Annotated in this window: 18 protein-coding genes; 4 read left to right on the top strand and 14 right to left on the bottom strand. The window is 71.1% G+C overall.

What is annotated here, in order from left to right:
- Positions 1–334 precede the first annotated feature (334 nt).
- Positions 335–1,633, top strand: coding sequence for a S8 family serine peptidase (locus tag ACIBM5_RS05350; RefSeq protein WP_396005492.1), 1,299 nt, complete (start codon positions 335–337; stop codon positions 1,631–1,633).
- A gap of 101 nt (positions 1,634–1,734) precedes the next feature.
- On the opposite strand, the gene ACIBM5_RS05345 is transcribed toward ACIBM5_RS05350, so the two are convergent.
- From ACIBM5_RS05345 to eccB, 7 genes are all read right to left on the bottom strand, one after another.
- Complete coding sequence (locus tag ACIBM5_RS05345) at positions 1,735–2,220, bottom strand: hypothetical protein (protein WP_396005491.1); 486 nt, start codon at positions 2,218–2,220, stop codon at positions 1,735–1,737.
- 26 nt (positions 2,221–2,246) lie between these two features.
- Positions 2,247–3,944 carry an alpha/beta hydrolase gene (locus tag ACIBM5_RS05340; RefSeq protein ID WP_396005490.1) on the bottom strand — a complete coding sequence of 566 codons (1,698 nt, stop codon included), beginning with the start codon at positions 3,942–3,944 and terminating at the stop codon, positions 2,247–2,249.
- A 1-nt stretch (position 3,945) separates the two neighbouring features.
- On the bottom strand, positions 3,946–4,527 hold the full coding sequence (locus ACIBM5_RS05335; protein ID WP_396005489.1) for a hypothetical protein: 582 nt from the start codon (positions 4,525–4,527) through the stop codon (positions 3,946–3,948).
- 154 nt (positions 4,528–4,681) lie between these two features.
- A complete protein-coding gene (gene mycP / locus ACIBM5_RS05330) occupies positions 4,682–5,914 on the bottom strand; it encodes a type VII secretion-associated serine protease mycosin (protein ID WP_396005488.1) in 1,233 nt (410 codons plus the stop codon).
- Between the two features lie 291 nt (positions 5,915–6,205).
- The gene (locus ACIBM5_RS05325) at positions 6,206–6,493 is read right to left on the bottom strand and encodes a WXG100 family type VII secretion target (RefSeq protein WP_355536648.1); all 288 of its coding nucleotides are present in this window, start codon (positions 6,491–6,493) and stop codon (positions 6,206–6,208) included.
- A 100-nt stretch (positions 6,494–6,593) separates the two neighbouring features.
- Positions 6,594–6,899 (bottom strand): WXG100 family type VII secretion target, encoded by a 306-nt coding sequence (locus tag ACIBM5_RS05320; RefSeq protein WP_020553087.1) that lies wholly within the window; start codon positions 6,897–6,899, stop codon positions 6,594–6,596.
- 328 nt (positions 6,900–7,227) lie between these two features.
- Positions 7,228–8,706, bottom strand: a complete 1,479-nt coding sequence (eccB, locus tag ACIBM5_RS05315) for a type VII secretion protein EccB (protein WP_396005486.1) — start codon at positions 8,704–8,706, stop codon at positions 7,228–7,230.
- A gap of 258 nt (positions 8,707–8,964) precedes the next feature.
- Here eccB and eccE point away from each other — a divergent pair, with 258 nt between their 5' ends.
- The 3 genes from eccE to ACIBM5_RS05300 all read left to right on the top strand — a co-directional run bounded on the left by eccE (position 8,965) and on the right by ACIBM5_RS05300 (position 15,117).
- Positions 8,965–10,155 (top strand): type VII secretion protein EccE, encoded by a 1,191-nt coding sequence (eccE, locus tag ACIBM5_RS05310; RefSeq protein WP_396005734.1) that lies wholly within the window; start codon positions 8,965–8,967, stop codon positions 10,153–10,155.
- Positions 10,156–10,195: 40 nt separating this feature from the next.
- A complete protein-coding gene (locus tag ACIBM5_RS05305; RefSeq protein WP_396005485.1) occupies positions 10,196–11,038 on the top strand; it encodes a hypothetical protein in 843 nt (280 codons plus the stop codon).
- A 188-nt stretch (positions 11,039–11,226) separates the two neighbouring features.
- Complete coding sequence (locus ACIBM5_RS05300) at positions 11,227–15,117, top strand: AAA family ATPase (RefSeq protein ID WP_396005484.1); 3,891 nt, start codon at positions 11,227–11,229, stop codon at positions 15,115–15,117.
- Between the two features lie 128 nt (positions 15,118–15,245).
- On the opposite strand, the gene ACIBM5_RS05295 is transcribed toward ACIBM5_RS05300, so the two are convergent.
- The 7 genes from ACIBM5_RS05295 to ACIBM5_RS05265 form a co-directional block, all read right to left on the bottom strand.
- Positions 15,246–16,196, bottom strand: coding sequence for a bifunctional riboflavin kinase/FAD synthetase (locus tag ACIBM5_RS05295; RefSeq protein ID WP_396005483.1), 951 nt, complete (start codon positions 16,194–16,196; stop codon positions 15,246–15,248).
- A gap of 107 nt (positions 16,197–16,303) precedes the next feature.
- Positions 16,304–17,197, bottom strand: a complete 894-nt coding sequence (truB, locus tag ACIBM5_RS05290) for a tRNA pseudouridine(55) synthase TruB (RefSeq protein ID WP_396005482.1) — start codon at positions 17,195–17,197, stop codon at positions 16,304–16,306.
- The gene (locus ACIBM5_RS05285) at positions 17,194–18,321 is read right to left on the bottom strand and encodes a bifunctional oligoribonuclease/PAP phosphatase NrnA (RefSeq protein WP_396005481.1); all 1,128 of its coding nucleotides are present in this window, start codon (positions 18,319–18,321) and stop codon (positions 17,194–17,196) included. Before ACIBM5_RS05285 ends, truB begins: the two co-directional genes overlap by 4 nt.
- Positions 18,318–18,812 (bottom strand): 30S ribosome-binding factor RbfA, encoded by a 495-nt coding sequence (gene rbfA, locus ACIBM5_RS05280; RefSeq protein ID WP_396005480.1) that lies wholly within the window; start codon positions 18,810–18,812, stop codon positions 18,318–18,320. Before rbfA ends, ACIBM5_RS05285 begins: the two co-directional genes overlap by 4 nt.
- Positions 18,813–18,946: 134 nt before the next feature.
- Positions 18,947–19,240, bottom strand: coding sequence for a DUF503 domain-containing protein (locus ACIBM5_RS05275; protein WP_391582780.1), 294 nt, complete (start codon positions 19,238–19,240; stop codon positions 18,947–18,949).
- 201 nt (positions 19,241–19,441) lie between these two features.
- Positions 19,442–22,630, bottom strand: coding sequence for a translation initiation factor IF-2 (gene infB, locus ACIBM5_RS05270; RefSeq protein WP_396005479.1), 3,189 nt, complete (start codon positions 22,628–22,630; stop codon positions 19,442–19,444).
- Between the two features lie 98 nt (positions 22,631–22,728).
- A complete protein-coding gene (locus tag ACIBM5_RS05265) occupies positions 22,729–23,097 on the bottom strand; it encodes a YlxR family protein (protein WP_079026705.1) in 369 nt (122 codons plus the stop codon).

Below are 23,097 nucleotides of genomic sequence, written 5' to 3'. Positions count from 1 at the left end.
TTCGGGCCGCAGGCTTGCCGCCTCCCGAGGTGGCTCTGTCGGAAACGCCTCGGGAGCCGCGTCCAACCGAAATTCGCCCAGACTGCGGGCACTGCCAGTAGACGGCAGCAATCCGGCTTCGGAGGGTACCGGCAGCCAGCCCCCGAGACGATCGCCCGGGCAGCGAACGCCTTTCACCGGCGGTGCGCGCTCTGAGCAGGTCCGACGTCGCACCCCACGCCCCGAGGAAGATGACGACAACGTCTGGGACGGCCCACGCCGGCCAGGTGTCGTCCCGCCAGTCATCGACTGACAAACGCCCGCGCCGCCATCTCAGGAAGGACACCTTCGCCGCATGAGCGGACGCCTCACCCGAACTTTCCGGATGTCCGTCACACTCGGCGTGCTCCTGATCATCATGGTCGGCGCGGGCCACTTTGCTCCACGTGCTCATGCCGATTCCATCCGGGCACAACAGTGGTACTTGGACACTTGGAAGATCGATGACGTCTGGAAAACCACGCGCGGTGCAGGAGTCACAGTTGCCGTGGTCGACTCGGGCGTAGACACCACTCATGTGGACCTCGTCGGACAGATTCTGCCGAGCCTAAACACCACCGGGGATCAAGACGGGCACGGGACTTCCATGGCCAGCCTCATCGTGGGGCAGGGCCAAGCAGGCGGCGGCCAAGGCGTCTTTGGCATTGCCCCGAGTGCCAAAGTCCTGCCCTTCCGCACCAACCCCGCTCCGGTCGGAGGGGTCGATCAAACATCTTTGGCCGAGGGTGTCCGTCTCGCTGCCGATTCGCAGGCCCGGATCATCAATCTTTCCGTCGGCTCGAAAATAAATACCCCAGCGTTGGGCGAAGCTGTCACATACGCGCTGAGTAAAGGCAAACTGCTGATTGCAGCCGGCGGAAACACGCCGTTGGATCGAAACGGTGCACCGGTGTATCCCGCCGCCTATCCTGGCGTTCTGTCCGTGAGCGCAGTCGATCGCAACGGAGCACCGGCCAAGAACAGCGTGCAGGGGTCGTGGATTTCGTTGGCAGCTCCCGGACAAGACATCCCAAGTGCCTGTGTCACGCAGACCCACTATTGTCTCGGCACCGGCTCCAGCGATGCCACCGCCCTCACCTCCGGCGTCGCCGCGCTCGTCTGGTCCGTGCATCCCGACTGGACCGCCAATCAGGTCATTCGGCGGCTGCTCGATACCGCCAATCGGCCCAATGAGCCCGTGCCTTCGGACACCTTCGGGTACGGCGCCGTCAGCCCCCGCAAGGCCCTCGCCGCCACCGACACGCCAGGTCCCGCCGACGTCAACCCGTTGATCGGCGTGCGCGGGGACAAGCCGGCCCCCGTGCCGAGTACGTCGCCCTCGGCCGCCGCGTCGGCGCCGGTCGCACCGGGCGGCACCACTCCCCCAGCGGCCACCGCCGCCAAGTCAGACGACGGCGACAGCCTCCTCGTCCCGATCCTGGTCGGCACCATCGCCGCAGCCGCCCTCGTCGCAGGCGCCACCGTCATCGCCGTGCGCCGCCGCCGAGCCCGCGAACTCGCCCACCGCCAAGCCGCCGCCGTGCCTCCGTGGCCCACCGCGCCCCCCGCACCGCCGACCTACCACCCCGGCGCCGGCCCCTACGACCGGCGCTGACGAGCGGAAGCCCGATCTCGACTCGATTGGCCCCCGGGTAAGTCGGGTCGGTTCTTGCGCCCTACCCATGGTCCGCACCGCCCGACCCGGTCGCCATCGGACTATTTCCGATCGGCCGCCGGTTTCGTGAAACACGGCGAGGTGACCCAAATCGTGATCTGCTCGGGTGGGCTCGTGCTGCTCACCAGGATTTTGAAACCATCGGCACTGCTTACCGCGGAAACTTCGCCACCCGGGCTCTCGGGAATATCGTAGACTTTGTCCTCGACAACCCTTATACCGTGGGAAATCAGCGCGTCTCGGGTTCGATGCAACGCCTCGACCTGATGTTCGGGCGCAACGACCACGTTGTACATGTGCAAAAGAGAATACGAGTTCCCGTCGGAGAGATTGCCGCCCGCATCCTCACACGGACCGTCCTTCGACGAGAGTCCCTGCGGAGTGACCGGGGCACCGATGGTATCCAGTACCAATCGAGCATGCCGCTCCGCGATTGCCCGGGCGCCCTCCATCGGCATGACCTTGTGCGTCTTGCTACTCTGCGACATATCTCCTCCACAGGCCGAACCAAAGGCCAGAAAACTCATTGCCAACGCAAGAGCGCGACCCGTCCTCATCGCTTCGGCGCGGTCGGATACTGGCCGTGCACGAGCTCGGGGCGACGAGCGGGGTTCGGATCGTCATAGGTCCCCATGATCACCTTTGCTTGATTCTTGAGACTCTCGTCCGGCTCGTCGCCTTTCACATTCCAGTAACTGCTGTGATCACCCTGCGATGCAGCCAGGCGATTACCGCCGAAATCCGTCTCGTGCGGCAGCGTCTTCCCATGGCCAGCCTGCCAGCCGGCATGACTGGCTTCGCCGAGTCCGGGAATGGGGTCGTCCCCGGCTACTTCCGCCCACACGTGTCGCGGATCGATGTGCAAATCGTCTGCGCTGTCGGCATGCATACCAGGACTACCGACGACGATCATGTCGTCGACCGCTATACCATCACCGCTCCGGCCGGCATCGCCCAGGAGAGCCGAACCGTAGCTGTGCGCCACCACACTGATGTGATGGTCCGTGGACTGGGCGCGAAGACCGCCCACGAACGAATCGAGCCTCGGAGCCCCCTCTTCCGATCGCCCCCATCCGACCACGCTGGAAACTTTTGATTCCCAGGGAGTGGTAAGACCTCCGAATGACGCTTCGGGAGCGTCGTAGTCCAGCCAGAATACCGAGGCGACATCGCCCCTTTCCAGCGTGAGTCGATCGGATGCCTCCTGAATCTTGTCGAGACGCTTCATCTGTCCCTCGAGCCCGCCGGCCACATCCGTGTTGGTTCCCGGCACCAGGATTGCGGTATTTTTCGCCAGGTCCGGATTTCCGATCGACATGACGACCTGGCCGTCGAGAAACTTGTCGCCGAACTTCAGCAGCATTATTCCCGAGTCGTCCGCGGCGCAGGTCCCATTCTTGGTCAACGCCAGATTTATGGCTTCGAGATTCTTAATTTCTCGATATTCCTTGTCAGTCAGCGGGCGCCCGGAAAGATCGGCCAGCCGCGCATCGAGGGCGATACGGTTGGCCCTGTCACGATCAGCCGCCGGAAGACCGTCCATACTTCCGATCTCATGCGGATAGTTGGCCAGATACAGCTTCCGTTGGTCCTCGCTGAGATCTCGCCACCACGCCGCACTCCGAGCCGGGTCCATCTTTTCCGGAAGTGCGCTCAGCCCATACAGGCCGGCAACCCTCCGGGCATCCTCCGTAGCGTTCTCCCACGAATTCGGCGCGGTTGGTGAGACATCCGACGGATTGAGCGTCGCAAGTATCCCGGCGATTTTGTCGTCTGCCTCGGAAGCCTGCCGGAGTATTCCGTCGAAACGTGCCTTGTATTCGTCCAACAGGCCCTGAACCCTCGCCGGATCCGGAGCGGTGGCACCCTCCTGCCCCGGAGGAACCTCAGCCTTGAGTACATATCCTCCGGAAGCATCCGTAACCCTGATTCCGGATGCTTCCGCGTCACGTATGGCGGACAGCAGAGAGGCTTGGATCCCAAGAATTTCCGCGATCGCCTTGTCCGCCGCCGACCCGATCGACCGAGCCTGCATCGCAGATAGGGAGATCTGTCGGACGAGCCGTTCCAGATCCTTGTCCGCGGTCTGCGCCGAAACGCCCTTCCAGCCGGCTTCCTCGACGATGTCGTTCACGCCGGTCCGGAAGGACTTCTCCAGGTCGTGCAGGCGGCTTGCGCCCTTGGTCCACGCGGTCGCGAACTCACGCCATCCATCGAATCTGGCGTCTCTCAACTCAACGAAGTTGACCACGTTAAGCCCCCGCGCCGAACATCGATTGCAGTTCGGTTTCGTTGTCACGGTACTGCGTACGAGTCCGGTATATCTTGTCTGCGGCAGCCTGCGATCCATTGGCCAGCCGCATGATCGCGGTCGACCATTCCCGGCCCAGTTCGCCCATCTGGAAGCCGATTTTGAAACCCGGCGTGCCTGGCGGCGGCGGCTGACCCACCTCGCCGCTGAGCACCTTCAGATCCAGGCCTATCGAGGCCGCCTTCGATGCTGCGGGAACCAGTTTATCGACGTCCACCGCGAAACTATTCGCCGGTTGGGCGAGCACCGGGTCCGCCTTGCTTGGCAATACCGGCCGGTGCGCGGGGTCGCTCAGAATCCGATCCATGCCGGGCCCGGACCAGTCATTGTCCGGCTCGTCGGCAAATCTGGGGCCCGTCACCTGCGGAGACGATCCGCCATCGCCCGAAACAATCGGCGGCGGTTGCTTCGGGGGAGCCGCGAGAAGTGGGCTCGGTTCCGATCTACTATTCGGATCCACTCTGAAATACTCGGGCGTCATGGCGCGATTTATCGGCGTGTCCGGTAACTCCTGGCTTCCCATGTTTCCCCTTCTTGTTCGGCGGGAATCCGTCCCCGAATCGGATGGAGGTTTCGTTTCTGTCAAGGAACACGACCCGAAGTCGCACACCGGTGACCGAGGGCGAGGCCCCTGCCCCGCGTCCGTCGGGATTCCGGTGCGCGGGTGGCACCTTGGATCAACCGGTATCGGGGATTCCCTTCCCGCGCCGGCGGGCGTCGCGGATGACGATGGCGGTGCAGATGACGATGATGGTCAGGCCGATGGCCATGAACAGGACCACCGAGGCCTGGCGGCGGTCGCGGTCGGCGCGGGTGGGGCCGTGGGCCAGGGGGGCGACGTTGACCAGTTCGGTGCTGCGGTCGACCTTGGGGTCCGGGATCGGGGCGGATGCGGGGACCGTCGTGGAGCTGAGGGCGCGCAGCGGGTCGACCACGCCCCAGCCGACGCCGTCCATGTGGCCCGGGGCGGCGCGCTGCGCGGTCTGTTCGATCAGCGTGATCACCTGGGCCGCGGTGTAGGTGGGGTGCGCCGAGCGGATCAGCGCCGCGACGGCGGCCACGTAGGGGGTCGCGAAGGAGGTGCCGGCGCCACTGCAATGACCGCCCTTGGGCACCGTCGACCACATGTCCACGCCCGGGGCCAACACGCCCACGTACGGCTTGTTCTGCGAGAACGGCGCCCGCTCGTTGTTGCGGTCGGAGGCGCCGACGCCCAGGACGCCGGGATACTTCGCCGGCCACGAGTCGAGGTTGTCCTTGTCGCCGGAGTTGCCCGCGGCGGCGACCACGACCACCTGCTTGGCGATCGCGCGCTGCACCGCCTCGCGCAGTTTGGTGCCCGGTTCCTGGCCGCCCACGGTGTCCTGCGAGATGTTGATGACCGTCGCGCCGCCCGCGACCGCGAAGTCGATCGCCGCGGCCAGGCTGTCCTCGTTGCCCTTCGTCGCGTCGTCGCCGCCGTTCTGCCGGATCGGCAACAACATCGCCTCGGGCGCCAGACCCACGAAGCCGGTGTCGAGCCGGGGGGTCAGCCCGCTGCCGGGCCGGGCCGCGATGATGCCCGCGGCCATCGTGCCGTGGCCGTGGGTGTCGTCGGTGCCGTTGGCCTTGTCGTTGAAGAAGTCCTTGCCGGGCACGATCGCCGGACCCAACTGCGGGTTGTCGTCGTCGATCCCGGTGTCGATCACCGCGACCGTGACGCCCTTGCCGGTGGACTTCTGCCAGAGCTCGTCGAGCAGTACGCGCTGCAGCGACCAGGGTTTGCCGGGCATCGGCTTGGAGGGGTACACGCACTCGCCCGCGAGCAGCTCGGTGTCCACGGGCCCCTGGTCGATCGCCGCCGACCCCGGCGGCAGCAGCAGGCCGAGCGCGAGAAGAGGTGCCGCCCACCGTCGCCGCACGGGTCGCATCGGTTCGTTCGCCTTCCGGATCACCACCGGACCGGCCCCGGAGTCCCGGGCCGGCCAGACCTGTCGTGTAGGTGTCCCCGGCCCCCGTGAGACCGATGACGGACGCGGGAGGAGGCGGGCACGAGCCCGCCTCCTCTCACCGCGTCACAACGATGGCACCGACCATCGACCCGGCGGCTGCCCCCGGACCGATACCGCTACCGCGTCGGTACCGGTACCACGTCGGCGGCGCAGCAACTGCGAGCGCCACCACGCCGGTACGGACCGCCGGTGCCCCCGGAATTCCCGGTGTCAGTGCCACATCTTGGCGTTGGACGCCTCGGTCTGGCGGTACGCGTCGGCCGCCCGCATCAGGCCGTCGGCGATGCCGTTGAGCGCGTCCTGCAGACCCTGCGCGTTCTGGTCCCAGCTCGCCTGCTGGACGAGGTAACCCTCGCGGGCGTCACCGGACCACGACTCGGTGACCGGCGCGATGTCCCGCTTGAGACCCGACTGCATGTCGGCGAGACGGGCGTTGAGGGCGCGAATATCGGCTGCGGCCTGTTCGAGCGCAGCGAAAGTGACAACTACCTGCGACATGCTTTCTCCCCAGTGTCGGATGACCGGCTTGCGACCGGGGCATCGCCCCGAGCAGTACGAGAGCCGGTGCGACCGTGTGCGACCGAGTGGCGAACCTCGGTCAGAACATCAACTTCGAGATGTTGCCGGACACGGTCGTCTCGGTCTGGTCGTACGAGTTGGCGTTGTGGCCCATGGCCCCGGAAATCGCGTCGAGCGCGCGCTTGACCCCGAGCGCCTTCTGCACGGCCTGCTCCTGCAACGGGTCGAACTGGTTCCTGGCAGCGCCCTGCCACTGGCCCTCGATCGCATCGACCTTGCGGTTCATCTCCTGGATGGCCGCTTCGAGGTCGGTCGCCACGCCCTGCACCTTCTTCGACAACTCCGCCAACATCTGCGGAGTGATCTTGAACGCTTCACCTGCCATGTTTCACCATCCCCCATGAGACAGACATGCGCGAGGGAAGGCTCGTGTCACCCGTGTCGGGTGCCCCCGCACCAACGTCACCGTTGCGACGTCGTGGGAACTCTAACCGCAATCCGGGACGCCGCCCAAGCGACGCCCTACGCATGGTTACGGAACCTTGACTCGGTGGATACCCCCGCGGCTCTGTGCAATGTGCCGGTCTTCGGTGGTGCTTTCCGGTTGTCTCGGCGTCGGGAGTCCCTACCACTCACGACCCGTCCGACGCTACCTCAACTCCCGCCCCCAGGCTCAGGAACCCTGCGGCTTCTTCGCATCGACCGTACTCAACTCAGGAACCCTGCGGCTTCTTCGCATCGACCGTACTCAACTGCGGTCCCCGCGAGACCAGTTCGGACCACGCCCGCGGCAACGGCCGCACGTCCACGCCCTTGTAGCCCAGGCGCTGCTTCGCCTCGCTGTCCCGGTTCGGGCCGGCCGGCGCGCCGCCGGCCTGAGCGTCCTCCGGCACGCTGTAGCGCAGTCCCGAGTCGGCCACCAGGTACGTCGGGCCACCCTCGTCGGGTGTGCCGGTCACCTCGCGGTACAGCGCCCCCGCGCCGGGCTTGACCCACACGCCGCCCATGCCGTCGACGAGTTGCTCCGGCGGCCGGATCCCGGCGGACTGCGTGGTCACCGGCTGGATGCCGCGCCACTCGCCGGAGAACGTGTTGCACACCACGTTGCGCGGCAGTTCCAGGTCGTTGCGCGTCATCCGGTTCATCGGCGTCGGCGGGATCTCCGGCCAGCCCTTGTCCGCGGCGAACGTGCGGTCCTGCACCACGGCGCCGCCGAGCGTGCCGATGTTGACCGGGAACGCGGTGGGCGTGGTGTTCCCGTACGCCTCCCTGGCCCGGGGGTTCGTGGTCAGCAGCACGGCGGTCAGCTCGCTGACCGGCACCACGCCCTCCTTGGTGACCACATAGTTCTGCCGCTGGGCACTGCCCTCCGCGCGCAGCACGATGCCGACCCTGTTGTACTCCCTGTCCAGGGGCAGCTGGGTCGGCTTGCCGTAGTCGGCCGGCATCGGGTGGTCGATGGTGCCCCCGTCGACCAGCGTGGCCAGCCACGCGTCGCTGACCGGTTGCGCGGGTATGCCGACCAGGTTCAGCGCGCCGATCACGGTGGGCGCCTCCACCACGAAGCGCTTGCCCTGGTAGACGAGGTACTTGTGCTGGCTGCGGTCCTGCACGAACAGCGCCTCGCCCGGTCGAAGCGCACCGTCCGCCGGAGCCGCGCCGATGAACACGCTGCGCTGCGGCTCGCCGGCCGGGTCGGGCTTGCCGTCCTTGCCCACGGCCGGCCGCTCGCACACGGTCCAGGACTTGCGCTCCCTGACCTCCTTGGCCGTCGGCAGCCGGTCCGGTGCGTTCGGGATGCCCAGCGGCGCCCCGTGGCTCACGCTGTTGAGCTGCCTCTCCGGGACCATGTTGACCTTGAAGTTGCCCGGGTCGAGCAGCAGTCGGCCGGAGGCGATGTTGAGCACCGGATGCAACTTGCCGTCGAGATAGACGTATCGGCTCGCCGAGTCGCGGCCCACGATCAGGCTGCTCTTGTTCTTCCATCCCGGCGGCGTTCCCGGCTTGATCAGGCCGACGACCCCGAAGCCGACCAGCACGAGCATCGCGACCACGATGCTCGGCGTGACCATGCGCATCGGCTTGGGCGCGTTCTCCTCGGTGCCACCGCCGGGAGCCGGTTGCAGGAACGCCGCCACCATGCGGCGGCGCGCGAAGATGTACGCCTCAAGTTGCTCGCGGCGCGATGCCATCGTTCTCCCCGTGATCGACCATGCGCTCCGGCTGAAGGTTCTATCACCGACGCGGCCACAGGGTCGCGGGCAAACCCCCGGCCCCGTACCGTACGGTGTGCCGCACCCGCCGTGACAGTCGGGCGACGGCAAACGGGGACAAGTCGTGAGCATGGGGGATCTACACACGTGGCCGCACCCGCGCCGGTAGGCACGCATCGGCAGACCCGCCCGCCCACACCCGACGGGACGTCACCACCGGTAGCGCAGCGCGCCGTTCTGCGCGTACACCCGCGCGCGGGCCGGATCGGCGGCGTCCTGGTGCAGCAGATCGTGCTCATCCAGCTCGGGGTGCTGCTGGTCGCGATCGGACTGGCCACGAATCCGGCGGTGTTGATCGGCCTCGGCGTGCTCGCGCTGCTCCTCGTGGTGCCCGCCCTGGTGCGGCTGCGCGGCCGCTGGCTGGTGCAGTGGTTGCCGATCCTGTTCGACTTCCGTCGCCGGCACCGGATGCCGGCCGTCCCGGACGACGCGGACCCGGTCCTGGTGCCGGTCCTGGAGTGTGCGCCGCATCTGGCGACGAGTTCGGTCACCGACCGCGATCGCCGCTCCATCGGGCTGATCGGCGACGGCACCTTCCTCACCGCCGTGCTGTTGGTCACCTCGCGCGACGAGCCGCTGCGCCCCTCGCGGGCGCAACGACCGTTGCCGCTGCCCACGATCGTGAGCACGCTGGAGGTCGACGACGTCACGCTGGCCTCGGTCCAGGTGGTCCAGCACACCCAGCCCGCGCCGGCCACCCACCTGCCCGAGGAGGCGCTGGCCACCCGGTCCTACCGCGAACTCGTCGAGCAGGGGCTGCACGACGTACCGGCGCTGCGGCTGACCTGGATCGCGCTGCGCTTCGAGCCGGAACTGTGCGCGGGCGCGGTCGCCGCCCGCGGCGGCGGCGAGGAGGGCGCCCAGCGGGCACTGCTGCGCGCGGTCAATCAGCTGGCCGGCAACCTGACCGGCGCCGGCTTCGAGGCCCGTGCGCTCGAGGAGGCCGAGCTGATCCAGGCGCTCGCCACCTCGTGCAGTGTGAACCGCACCACCCGCCAGTACGGGCGCGGCGGCCGGCGGACCACCGAGTCCAAGCGCGCCTGGCGCTGCGACGACCGGTGGCACACCACGTACTGGGCCAACCGCTGGCCGCAGCTGACCCAGGGCCGCACCTCCGACCTGGTGGGCGCGCTGACCGCGACGCCGGCCATCGCCACCACGTTCGCCCTGACCGCGACGCACGGCGTGGGTGGCACCACCGCGCTCACCACGCACGTCCGGATCGCCGCCCGTTCCGGTAGTGAACTCGCGGACGTGACACGACAATTGGAGCGCCGGGCCCGCGCCGAGAAGGTCGGTCTGACCCGGCTCGACTGGGAGCAGCAGCCGGCTCTGCTGGCCACACTGCCACTCGGCGGCCTGTCGTGACGAACCGTCACAGGTGCACGCGTACGGGGAGGATCGACCAGTGAGCACGACCAACGCCGGCCGGGGCCGACGCCGGGCCTCGAACGGACATGGCAACAACCGCAATCCGAGCCCGCCGCCGGCTCCCACGCCGAACCCCACGCCCGGCTCGGGGACTCCCGTGCCGCGACCCTCGCGGCGCAGGGGCCTGGCCCGTCTGGTCGGCCCCAGGCACGAACGGCACGTACTGACCACCGCCCAGCTGCCCGCCCTCGGTCTGCCGGTGGGCGACGACGGCGTGGTGATCGGGGTCGACGCCGAGCGCAACCCGGCGGTGCTCGGCCTGTTCCGGCCCGAGCCGTTGGACGTGGCGTTCGTCGGCGGTGCCTATGTGGTGCAGATCATCGCGCTGCGGGCCGCGGCGATCGGCGCGCGGGTCGCGATCGAGTCCGGTCGTCCGCAGTTGTGGTCCGCGATGGCCCAGGCCGCGGGTGGCGCCCAGCCGTGCGTGACGGTGCATCAGGTGGGTCGGCTCGGTCCGCAGGGTCCCACCGCCGGCAGCCCGGTCCTGGTCGTTCGCGACTGCGGCGCCCGACCGCCGCGCAATCGGCTCGCGCCGGCCGCGTGGCAGACCACCCTGACCCTGCTGCCGTTCCTGGACCCGGCGCAGGCCCGGCAGCGGATCGGGGTGGGTGCGGGACTGGTCGGCATCCAGCGGGTCTCCCCGATCGAGGCGCAGGCCGCCTCGTCGGTACTGTCCCTGCCCGGCGAGGACGAGGCCGCGCTGCCCACGCTCGCCGACGAACTGACCCTGTGGAGCACCCGGAAGTCGCGCAAGTACGTGCTGCTGACGCCCACTCGGGCCGAGGTCGGCCTGCTCGGGCCGCCGCGCCGGATGGACTGACCGAGCGCGGTCGCGACAGCGGCTCTGCGCGAACAGGTGGACGGACCGGCGACGGGTGCCGACACCGCTGACTACGCTGTGAGGCTCGTGTAGGGGGCAGCCTCGACCCTGGGGTCGGGGTACGGCGGACGGCGCGGCGCCGTGTGATCCGAGCCGAGCCGCCTCCGGACGATCGGAAGGACCACACCGTGAGCAGCGAGCAGGACGGCGCACACATCGAGCCGGGGGTCGACGAGGAAGAGGAGTGGTCGGGACCCGACTTCACCATGCCCTCGTGGTACACACACCAGGACGGCGGCGCACCTGCGCCACCACCGTCCGGAGTCGGTGCGCCCGCGCCCCCTCGGCAGGTGCCGGAGGCGCCCCGGTACGGCAGCGACGACGCGACGCTGGTGCCGCCCGCGCGAACGCCCGACCCGCACGCACCGCTGCCGTACGGGACCGGCCCCGGCCCGGACGCGCCGACCGGCGCCGCCCCGGGTGGGTACGGATCCGGCGCGGGCACGCCCGCACCGGCGTCCCCGCCGCCGGCGCGCCCGGTGGATGCGCCCGGCTACGGCGGCGCCCCGGCGACCGAGCCGCCCGCCGGTCCGGGCGCGCCCCATGGCGTCGATCACGCCGCGTCGCACCGGGCCGACCCGCAGCCTCCGTACGGCGCCGGCGCCCCCGGGCAACCGAGCACCCCGCCCGCCGACGAACCGCGCGGATTCGGCGCGCCCGCGGGCGACGCGACCACCGTCGTGCCGCCGCGGTACCCCGCGCCCGAGCCCCCGGCCCCGCTCCCCTACGGCACGCCCTCGGCCGAGCAACCCCCCACCGGGCCGCCGACCACGCCGGGCCCGACGTACACCCCCGGCGACCCGACCATGGTCATGCCGCTGTCCGTCGACCCGGGCCGGCCCACCGACGACCCGACCGGTCCGCCGCCCTTCACCCCCGGCGAGCCGACCGTGGTCGTGCCGCCTGCGGCCGACCGGGACCGATCCGACACCCCCTCACCGCCCTTCGCCCCCGGCGAGCCGACCGTGGTCGTGCCGCCGTCCGTCGACCAGGGCCGATCCGCCGCCGATCCGCGCGAGGTCGGTGCCGCCGACGCACCCACCGCGCCGACCGCCGAGTCGGACCACCGGGGCCCGGACCGGGCCGAGCAGGCCGAGCAGGCTCCGCCCGCCTCCCGGCCGGACGACGCCGCGCCCGCCGAGCAGCCGCCGGCCGCTCCCGTACCGCCGAGCGACGCCGGCCCGACGCTCGACCCCGAGCCGGCCGAGCCCACCGATCCTGCCGGTCCCACCGATCCCGGCGACCCCGTGGATTCCACCGAGCCCGATTCCACCGAGCCCGATCCGGCCGACCGGCCGGCCGACCCGGTGCCCACGCCCGACCGGGTGGACCGCGCACACACGGACGCGCCGTTCGAGCCGAGCGACGTGCCCACCACACCCGCCGGCGGCACCCCGATCCCCGGCCTGTCCCCCGCCGGACCGGCCGCCGAGCCGCCGCGTACGGAGCCCGCCGAAGCGTCCGCCGGCCCCGCGCCGCAGCACGCTCCCGAGCCGCCGCGGTACGACAACCACCCGCCGTACCCGCCGGCCGCCGACGCGCGGCCGACGCCCGAGCCGTACGACCCGGCCCAGCGCCCGACCGGCGACCCGGCCGGCCCGTCCGCCCCGCAGCCCGAGAGCCACACCGCCGAGCCGCAGCCGGCCGCCCAGGCCGCGTCGGCCGGTGCCCCGCAACCGCCCACCGACGGCCCGCAGCCGCCGCAGGGCCCGCCCGCCGGCGGCTATCCGCCCTACGGGCAGCAGCCCGCCCCACCGCAGGGCGGCCCGGCGCCGTACCCGCCGCAGCAGCAGGGCGGCACGCCCCCCGGCTCGGGGCAGCAGCAACAGCAGTACCCGGGCCCGGCCCAGGGCGCTCCGCTGCCCGACCCGGCGACCCGGCTGATGGCGCCGATCACCGACGACACGGCCCCGCCGCCGGGCATCCCGCAGCAGGCTCCACCGCCCGGCGCCGGGCACCCCTCGGCGCCGACCGGTGCCCCGCCGCGTCCGACGACCCCGCCGCAGGGCTCGCCCATGCCGCCTCCGGGCTGGTCCGGCACGGCCCCCGGTCACGGCGAGGCGTGGGGCACCGGCGCTCCGCCGCCGACCGGACAACCGCTGCCACCGCCCGCCGGCGAGCCGGTCGCGCCCCCGCACCAGCAGCAGCCGCAGCAGCAGCGGCGCGACGAACGCTCCTGGATGCGGCGCGCCTTCGGCGGCAACAACGAACCGGCCGGCCCGCCGGAGCAGCACGGCGGGCAGCCGCCGTACGCCCAGGCCCCCGGCCCGTACCAGCAGGCCCCGGACCCGTACCGGCAGGGCACCCCGCCGCACGGCGCCCCCGGCCCGCAGGCCCCCGCGCCCTACCCGCAGCCCGACCCCAACCAGGCGCAGCATCCCTACGCCCAGGCCGCGCCCGCCGACGGCCACCCGGGTCAGGCGCCGTACGGCCAACGCGGCCCGCAGGGCCAGGAGCCGCCGTACGGCCAGGGTGCCCCCTACGGACAGCCCGACGCCGGCCGTCCGCCGTACGCCCAGGGCACCCCGCCGCAGGGCGCACCGGCTCCGCAGCACAACCCGTACGTGCAACCGCCCGCCGGCCCCGAGCCGCAGTCGCCGTACCACCCGGGCACGCCCCCGCACGGCGCCCCCGGCCCGCACGCGCAGCCGGCCCCGCACCAGCAGACCCCGCCACACCAGGCCGCGCAGCACCAGCCCGGGCAGCCCGCACCGGCGGACCGCGGACCCGAGCCGCCCAACCCGTACGACCGCGCGCCCGACGCCGCACAGCCCTACCCGCCGGGCGCCCCGGCGCAGGGCGGCCCACCCCCGCAGTCCTGGTCCCCCGACGGCGGCGGCACCCCCGCCCGGACCGTCGGCGGCGCGCCGCTCGGCTACACCGCGGCCGTCGAACTGACCAGCGACCGACTGCTGCGCAAGCAACCGCAACCGCGCCGGCAGACCCCGCGCTTCCGGCTCGGCGGCAAGTCCGCCGACGCCCGCCGGGCCGAACGCCTGGAGCGGATCCGCACGCCCGTCCTGGGCTGCTACCGGATCGCGGTGATCAGCCTCAAGGGCGGCGTCGGCAAGACCACGACCACCACCGCGCTCGGCTCGACGCTGGCCACCGAGCGGCAGGACCGGGTGATCGCGATCGACGCCAACCCGGACGCCGGCACGCTCGGCCGCCGGGTCCGCCGGGAGACCGGCGCGACCATCCGCGACCTGGTCAACTCGATGGCCCACGTGCACAGTTACATGGACATCCGGCGGTTCACGTCGCAGTCCTCCAGCGGCCTGGAGATCCTGGCCAACGACGTGGACCCGGCGGTGTCGACGACGTTCAACGACGAGGACTACCGCTCGGTGATCGACCTGCTGGGCAAGCAGTATCCGATCATCCTGACCGACTCGGGCACCGGCCTGCTCTACAGCGCGATGCGCGGTGTGCTCGACCTGGCCCACCAGTTGATCGTGATCAGCACGCCCAGCGTGGACGGCGCGACCAGCGCGAGCACCACGCTCGACTGGCTGGTCGCGCACGGCTACGCCGATCTGGTCGCGAACAGCATCACGGTGATCTCGGGCGTCCGGGAGACCGGCAAGATGGTCAAGACCGAGGACATCGTGGCCCACTTCGAGACCCGCTGCCGCGCGGTCGTGGTCGTTCCGTTCGACGAACACCTGTCGGCGGGCGCGGAGTTGGACCTGGAGATGATGCGACCCAAGACCCGCGAGGCGTACTTCGAGCTGGCCGCGCTGGTCGCCGAGGACTTCCACCGCACCCAGCCGCCGGCCGATCAGCAGCAGTGGCAGCCGCAATACCGGCAACCACAGCAGCAACAGCCCTACTACGGCGCGCCGCAACAGCCGTACCCGCAACAGCAGCCGTATCCCCAGCAACAACAGCAACCGCAACCCCAGCAGCACCCCCACCAACAGCCGCACCCCCAGCAACCGCAGCACCCGCACCAGCCGCAGCCGCCGTACTACCAGCAACCCCCGCCCGGCGACTGGCAACCACCGCGTCAGGGCTGACATGACGAAGGGCCGCCCCGGAAAGGTTTCCGGGGCGGCCCTCGGCACATCAGTCGCGACGCGACGCGACGCGATGGGCCGGGCGACAGCGAGGCGACGCCGCGAAGCGGTGCGGCGGCGGCGCCGGTTCAGCCCGTCGGGCGCAGGTCCGCCGCGTCGATCAGCTCACGCGCGCGCTTGACGTCGCGCGCCATGTGTTCCAGCAGGTCGTCGATCGAGTCGAAGCGCTCGGTCCCGCGCAGGTACTCCAGGAAGTCCACCGCGACGTGCATCCCGTACAGGTCGAGGTCGGTCCGGTCCAGCGCGTACGCCTCGACCCGCCGCTCGGTGCCGTCGAAGGTCGGGTTGGTGCCGATCGAGATCGCCGCGGGCAGCCGCTCGCCCTCGATCACCAGCCAGCCCGCGTACACCCCGTCGGCCGGGATCGCCGTGTACGGGAGCACCTCCAGGTTGGCCGTCGGGTAGCCGAGCTCGCGCCCGCGCTGGTCGCCGCGCACCACCACGCCCTCGACCCGATGCGGCCGACCGAGCAGCTCGGCCGCACCCGCGACGTCGCCCTCGGCGACCCGGGCCCGCACCACGGTGGAGGAGAAGGTCACCTCGCCCGAGACGAACAGCTCCGGCTCGACGACGGTGAAGTCGTTCGCCACGCCCAACTCCTCCAAGAGCGCGACGTTGCCCGTCGCCTTGTGGCCGAATCGGAAATTGCGCCCCTCGACCACCACGGCCGCGTGCAGCGTGTCCACCAGGACCTGCCGCACGAAGTCGGCCGCGCTCTGCCGAGAGAATTCGAGCGTGAACGGGAGCACCAGCACCGCGTCCACTCCCAGGTCCGCCATCAGCTGCGCGCGCCGGTGGTGCGGCGTGAGCAGCGGCGGGTGGCTTCCCGGGCGGACCACTTCGCTGGGGTGCGGGTCGAACGTGACCACGACCACCGGCAGTCCGCGCTCGCGACCGATCTCGACCGCCCGGCCGATCGTCCGCTGGTGCCCGCGATGCACACCGTCATAGGACCCGATCGTGACGACGGAGCGTCCCCAATCGCTGGGGACGTCCTCCAAGCCCCGCCAACGCTGCACCGTAACCGCTCCTCGTTCTTCGTGACGTGTCGCGGGTCCAGCTTCCCATGCAGGCGCCGTCCCTCGGTCCCGCCCCCGCCGTGGCGACCATCACCCCGGCCCTGGCCTCAGCCCACGAACACCGCGAGCGGTCGGGCCACGCCCTCCCGGTTCTCCACCAGCGCGAGGAAGGTGCCGTCGGGGCCGAACACACCCACCGGCCCCTCGCTCTCGTCGGCCGGCAGCCGGCCGCCGTGCGAGACGGCGCGCGCCTGGTCCTCGGTGACCTCCCGGCGCGGAAAGGCCGCCGTGGCCGCGTCGGCGATCGGCAGCACGCCGAACGACTCCTCCAGCTCCTCCAGCGTGTGCGCCCGGTCCAGCGCGTACGGCCCCACCCGGGTGCGGCGCAGTGCGGTCAGGTGACCGCCGACCCCGAGCCCGGCGCCCAGGTCGCGGGCCAGCGCCCGGATGTAGGTGCCGGACGAGCAGGTCACCCGCACGTCCAGGTCGATCGTGACGCCCTCGCGCCGGGTGGCGAGCACCTCGAACGCGGACACGGTGATCGGGCGGGCGGCGAGTTCGAACTCCTCGCCGTCGCGCACCCGCGAGTACGAGCGCTTGCCGTCGATCTTGATCGCCGACACCTTGGAGGGCACCTGCAGGATCGGGCCGGTCAGCTCGGCTATGCCCGCCGCGATCGAGGCGTCGTCCACGTGCGCGGCCGGGGTGGTCGCGGTGACCTCGCCCTCGGCGTCGTCGGTGAGCGTGCTCTGGCCGAGCCGGATGGTCCCGACGTACTCCTTCTCGGTGAGCGCGAGGTGGCCGAGCAGGCGGGTGGCCTTCTCGATGCCGATCACCAGGACACCGGTGGCCATCGGGTCCAGCGTGCCCGCGTGCCCCACCCGACGGGTGCCGGCGATGCGGCGCAGCCGGCCCACCACGTCGTGCGAGGTGAGCCCGGCCGGCTTGTCCACGATCACCAGACCGTCGGGCGGCGGGGGTCCTGCGTTGCGGCGCTTCACGCGTCGTCTCCCGGGGTTGCGTGCGCCGGAGCGACCGGCAGTAGTGCGTCGGCCAGGAGGTCCCGGAATCGGGCCACCACCTCGGCCGGTGGGTCGTATGCGGTGAATCCGGCGGCGAACGCGTGCCCGCCGCCGCCGAAGGCTCCGCAGACGCGTCCGAGGTCCACCGCGCCCTTGGAGCGCGCGGACGCGCGCAGCGCACCGTCGTCGTCCTCCTTGAGCACCAGCGCGACCTCGGCCTCGCCGCTCTTGCGGACCACGTCGATCACGCCTTCGATCTCGTCCAGGCGGACCCCGTGCGCGGCCCGTTCGGCGCGGGTGATCACGGTGGACACCAGGCCCAGACCGCCTGCCGCGCCCGCGTCCAACTCGGCCCCCGCGAGGGCGCCGGCGAGCACCTTGAGGTAGCCGAACCGGCAGGTGTCCCAGATCGCCCGCTGGATCAGGTCGTGCCGTATCCCGGTGGCCATCAGCCGGGCCGCGAAGGTGTGCGTGTCGGGGGTGGTCCCCACGTACTTGAACGAGCCGGTGTCGGTGACCAGGCCGGTGTACAGCGCGGTGGCGATGTCGGCGGTCAGCGTCGCGCCGAGCCGAGTGATCAACTCGTCGGCGAGCACCGCGGTCGCGGGTGCCTGGATGTCGATCAGGTGATGCGTGCCGAAGCGTGTGTTGGAGGCGTGGTGGTCGACCACCAGCAGGGTGCCCGCCGCCTTGGCCTTGGCCTCCAGCAGGCCCAGCCGGGCCGAGCCCGCCGCGTCGAAGACGGCGACCAGCTCCGGTTCGTCGGGCACCTCGGTGTGCGGCACGAGCAGGTCCTGGCCGGGCAGGAACTCCAGCGAGGACGGCACCACGAGGGGGTCGTCACCGTAGGAGACCCGGACGGTGCGGCCCAGCTCGCGCAGCGCCAGCCCGACGGCGAGCGCCGAACCGAGCGCGTCGCCGTCGGGGCTGACGTGCGCCAGCAGGGTGATGTCGCGAGCCGCCAGGAGCAGGCGTACCGCCTCGTCCCATTCGGCCGCACCCGGCGCGGTCGGCGGCGCCGTCCTCGCGCCGAAGTCGTCGGTCCGCGGCCTCGCTCCCGCGGTCGGGCCGGGCTCCCGGTCCGCCGCCACGCCTGGTGTCAAGGTCGGTCGCCCTCCTGTGTATCCGCCTTGGTCTCCGCCTCCGACTCGTCGTCGGAGTCCTCGGAGTCGCCCACGGCCGGGGTCCGATAGGGATCCGCGTCACCGGCATAGCCGGCGCCCGCGGCGGTTGAGCGTACCGCCGCATCGGCCTGCTGTGCCCGGGCGAGGAGATCGTCGATGAGTTTGGCGTTGTCCGGAAGGGCGTCGGCGATGAACGTCAGCGACGGCGTGTGTCGTACGCCGGTCTGGCGGCCCACCTCACTGCGGAGCACGCCCTTGGCGCTCTCCAGTGCGGCGGCGGTCGCCGCACGCTCGGTCTCGTCGCCGTAGACCGTGTAGAACACGGTCGCCTCACGGAGGTCACCGGTCACTCGTGCGGCGGTGATCGTCACGAACCCCAGACGCGGGTCCTTGATCCGGCGCTCCAAGGTCTCCGCGACCACAACCTGGATACGGTCCGCGAGTTTGCGCGCCCGCGCGGTGTCGGCCACTGATCCTCCTGCGATTGCTCGGCATTTCGGCGGGATCCCCCGCGCCCGGGATCACCGGACGCGGGGGCCGCTCTCGTTGCTTGTTCTCTTCGGCTGCTCGTCCGACCGCGCGTTCGACGGCGGTCGGACGATGGTCAGTCGTCCTCTCCGTACACCCTGCGGCGTGCGGAGAGCAGTTCCAACTCGGGCCGGCCGGCGACCAGCCGCTCACAGCTGTCCAACACCTCGGCACATCGTTCGACGCTCGCGGAGACCACCGCGATGCCGATCACGCTGCGCCGATGCAAATCCTGATGCTCCACCTCGGCGGCGGCAACGGCATTCTTGCGCTGAAGGTCCGCCAGTATGGGGCGGATCAAAGATCGTTTTTCCTTCAACGAGTGCACATCGCCGAACAGCAGATCGAGGCTGATGGTTCCCACAAACATAGGCGACGGGCCTGGCCGGCCCGGGAGGCCTCGGGTCGGGGCCACTGGGGCCACCGACGAAAGAACCGGGCTCACACGTCGCGGCCCGGGGTGTCACTGGTCACGCTGGTCTGCTCGTACTGCGACACGCCGGATCCGCCCGGTGCGTACCGGGCGGATCCGTCGTGTCGATCAGCGGTTCGATCGGTTCGACCTACCGGGTCAGCCTCGCGGCTTCTCCCGCATCTCGAACGTCTCGATGATGTCCTCGACCTTGATGTCGTTGAACGAACCGAGGTTGATACCGCACTCGAAGCCCTCGCGGACCTCGGTGACATCGTCCTTCTCGCGGCGCAGGCCCTCGACGTTGAGGTTGTCGGCGACGACCGCCCCCTGCCGGATGATCCGCGCCTTGGTGTTGCGCTTGATCGTCCCGCCGGTGACCATGCAGCCCGCGATGTTGCCGAGCTTGGAGGAGCGGAACACCGCGCGGATCTGCGCCGTGCCCAGCTGGACCTCTTCGTACTCGGGCTTGAGCATGCCCTTGAGCGCTGCTTCGATCTCCTCGATGGCCTGGTAGATCACCGAGTAGAAGCGAATGTCGACGCCCTCGCGGTCCGCCATCGTCCGCGCCCGGCCCTCCGGCCGGACGTTGAAGCCGATGATGATCGCGTCCGAGGCCATCGCCAGGTTGACGTTGGACTCGGTGATCGCACCGACACCCCGGTCGATGATCCGCAGCTCGACCTCGTCGCCGACATCCAGGTTGAGCAGCGCGTCTTCCAACGCCTCCACCGAACCGGAGCCGTCACCCTTGAGGATGAGGTTGAGCTGCTGCATCTCGCCGGCCTTGAGGGCCTTGTCCAGGTCCTCGAGCGAGACGCGCTTGGAGCGACGGGCCAGGGTCGCGTTGCGCTCCCGGGCCGCCCGCTTCTCGGCGATCTGACGCGCGGTGCGCTCTTCCTCGACCACGAGGAAGTTGTCACCGGCACCCGGCACCGAGGTCAGACCCAGCACCATGACCGGACGGGACGGCGCGGCCTCGGTGAGGTTGTTGCCGTTCTCGTCGATCATCGCGCGGACCCGGCCGTACGCCTCGCCGACCACGATCGCGTCGCCGATGCGCAGCGTGCCGCGCTGGACCAGGACGGTCGCGACGGGGCCGCGGCCCTTGTCGAGGTGACCCTCGATCGCGATGCCCTGGGCTTCCTGGTGCGGGTTGGCGGTGAGCTCCAGAGCCGCGTCCGCGGTCAGCACGACCGCTTCCAGCAGCTCGTCGATGCCCAGGCCCTGCTTCGCCGAGATGTCGACGAACATCGTGTCGCCGCCGTACTCCTCGGCCACGAGCCCGTATTCGGTGAGCTGGCCACGAACCTTGGTCGGGTCCGCGCCTTCCTTGTCGATCTTGTTGACCGCGACGACGATCGGCACGCCGGCCGCCTGCGCGTGGTTGAGCGCCTCGATCGTCTGCGGCTTCACGCCGTCGTCCGCCGCGACCACGAGAATCGCGATGTCCGTCGACTTGGCACCGCGGGCACGCATGGCGGTGAACGCCTCGTGACCGGGGGTGTCGATCAGGGTGATCTTCCGGTCGACCTCGTTGACCGTGGTCGCGACCTGGTAGGCACCGATGTGCTGGGTGATGCCACCGGCCTCGCCCGCGATCACGTTCGTCTTGCGGATCGCGTCGAGCAGGCGGGTCTTGCCGTGGTCGACGTGGCCCATGACGGTGACGACCGGCGGACGCGCCTCCAGGTCTTCCTCGTCGCCCTCGTCCTCGCCCCATTCGAGGTCGAAGGACTCGAGCAGCTCGCGGTCCTCCTCCTCCGGGGAGACGATCTGGATCACGAAGTCGAGCTCGGCCCCGAGGGTCTGCAGCTCGTCGTCGCTCACCGACTGCGTCGCGGTCAGCATCGAGCCCAGGTTGAACATGATCTGGACGAGTGCTGCCGGGTTCGCGTTGATCTTCTCCGCGAAGTCGGTGAGCGAGGCACCGCGCGACATCCGGACGACTCGCCCGTTGCCGCGAGGAGCCATCACGCCACCGGCGGACGGAGCCTGCATGTTGTCGAACTCTTGACGACGCTGACGCTTCGACTTGCGCGCGCGGCCCGGACGCCCACCGGGACGACCGAACGCACCCTGCGTGCCGCCGCGACCACCGGGGCCGCCACGACCGCCGCCGCCGGGACGACCGGCGAAGCCGCCGCCGCCACCGGGACGACCCGGAGCGCCGCCGCCACCACCGGGACGGGGACCGCCGAAGCCGCCACCGCCGCCGCCGGGACGACCGCCACCGCCACCGGCACCGGGACCGCCGGGACGACCGCCGCCGCCACCGGGACCGCCGGGACGACCGGGCGCACCGCCGGGACGACCGGGACCACCCGGGCCACGAGCGGGCGCCGGACGGTTGGGCATCATGCCCGGGTTGGGACGCGGGCCACCGGGGCCTGCGCTACCACCGGGACGCGGACCCGCGGGGCCACCCGAGCCACCCGGACGCGGGCCACCGGCCGCAGGACCCTGCGGACGCGGCGGCATGCCACCGGGAGTGGGCCGACCGGCGCCGCCCGCGGCCTGCGGCCGCGGCATGCCGGTGCTGCCCGAGGTGAACGGGTTGTTGCCCGGACGCGGGCCGGCGGGGCGGGTGCCACCCGGACGGGGTGCACCACCCTGACCGGGACCCGACGGACGCGCGCCACCGGCGGACGGAGCGCCACCGGTACGCGGACCGGAGGGACGCTCGCCACGCTCGGGACGATCGCCGCGCTCGGGACGGCCACCGGGGCCGCCCTGACCGGCACCGGCCGGACGCGGGCCCGGACGGTTGCCCGCACCGGGACCCGAGGAGGCCGCCGCCGGACGGTCCGAACGCGGACCGCGCTCGGCCGGACCGCGGTCGCCCTGGCCACGCTCGGCCGGACCACGATCGGCGGGACGCGCTGCCGGGCGCGGGCCCGGAGCCGGCGCGCCGGCCGGACGCGAACCCGACTGGGCCGCGGGACGCTCCGCCTGACGCGGGGCGGCCGGAGCCGCCTCGGCGGCCGGTACGGCCGGCACCACGGGCGGAGCGGTGCTGCCCTGGGGGGCCGGGCGCGGCGCCGGGCGCGGGCCCGGAGTCGGCGCACCCGCCGGGCGCGGGCCCGGAGCGGGGGCAGGACGCGCCGCGGCGCCCTGCGGGGAACTGGGGGTGGCGCCCTGCGGCGCGCCCGAGGGGGCGGGACGCTGGGGCCGGCGGGAGGGCCCGCCTTCCGTCTTGAGTGCTTCCGTCAGTTTGCGAACAACCGGCGCCTCGATCGTCGAGGACGCCGAACGAACGAACTCACCGAGTTCTTGGAGCTTGGCCATGACGACCTTGCTCTCGACTCCGAACTCCTTGGCGAGTTCGTATACCCGGACCTTTGCCACGTCGCTCCTTCTGGTCCGGGGTTGGTCGTCCGCCGGACCGTCACTACCGCATGTCTGTACTCATCGCGTACTCATCGAGTGCTCATCGCAATCTCGACCTACTTCCGACTCGCGAGGTACTGCTTCGCTGGACCTGTCCGACCGACCTCTGACAACCCATCACCGCTCAAATAAGCACGCAGTGGTGCCGAGTCCAGCGGCCCCGGCACGCGCAAAGCCCGAACGAACGCCTTGCGACGCTCCGCCTGGGCCAGGCACTCCGGATCGGGGTGCAGATGCGCGCCCCGTCCGAGCATTCGGCCGCGGGGGTCGGGGACACAACTGCCCTCCACCGCCACGACCCGCAATAGGTCGGCCTTGGCCGCACGCTGCCGACAACCTACGCACGTTCGGCACGGAGAGGCAGTGATTTCCTGCTTCTCCGACCTCGTACGAGGGCATGCTCGGGCACGCCTGCGACCAGACAT

This window comes from Embleya sp. NPDC050493, assembly GCF_044458105.1.
GTDB lineage: Bacteria > Actinomycetota > Actinomycetes > Streptomycetales > Streptomycetaceae > Embleya.
Note: the sequence above shows the minus strand (reverse complement) of the source record. Positions and strands in the feature narration are given on the sequence as shown.

Excerpts from the sequence above, each read along its gene's own strand:
- eccB (WP_396005486.1), bottom strand. The coding sequence starts at position 8,706 with ATGGCATCGCGCCGCGAGCAACTTGAGGCGTACATCTTCGCGCGCCGC.
- ACIBM5_RS05265 (WP_079026705.1), bottom strand. The coding sequence starts at position 23,097 with ATGTCTGGTCGCAGGCGTGCCCGAGCATGCCCTCGTACGAGGTCGGAG.
- mycP (WP_396005488.1), bottom strand. The coding sequence starts at position 5,914 with ATGCGACCCGTGCGGCGACGGTGGGCGGCACCTCTTCTCGCGCTCGGC.
- ACIBM5_RS05325 (WP_355536648.1), bottom strand. The coding sequence starts at position 6,493 with ATGTCGCAGGTAGTTGTCACTTTCGCTGCGCTCGAACAGGCCGCAGCC.
- ACIBM5_RS05345 (WP_396005491.1), bottom strand. The coding sequence starts at position 2,220 with ATGAGTTTTCTGGCCTTTGGTTCGGCCTGTGGAGGAGATATGTCGCAG.
- ACIBM5_RS05335 (WP_396005489.1), bottom strand. The coding sequence starts at position 4,527 with ATGGGAAGCCAGGAGTTACCGGACACGCCGATAAATCGCGCCATGACG.
- ACIBM5_RS05320 (WP_020553087.1), bottom strand. The coding sequence starts at position 6,899 with ATGGCAGGTGAAGCGTTCAAGATCACTCCGCAGATGTTGGCGGAGTTG.
- ACIBM5_RS05350 (WP_396005492.1), top strand. The coding sequence starts at position 335 with ATGAGCGGACGCCTCACCCGAACTTTCCGGATGTCCGTCACACTCGGC.
- ACIBM5_RS05275 (WP_391582780.1), bottom strand. The coding sequence starts at position 19,240 with ATGTTTGTGGGAACCATCAGCCTCGATCTGCTGTTCGGCGATGTGCAC.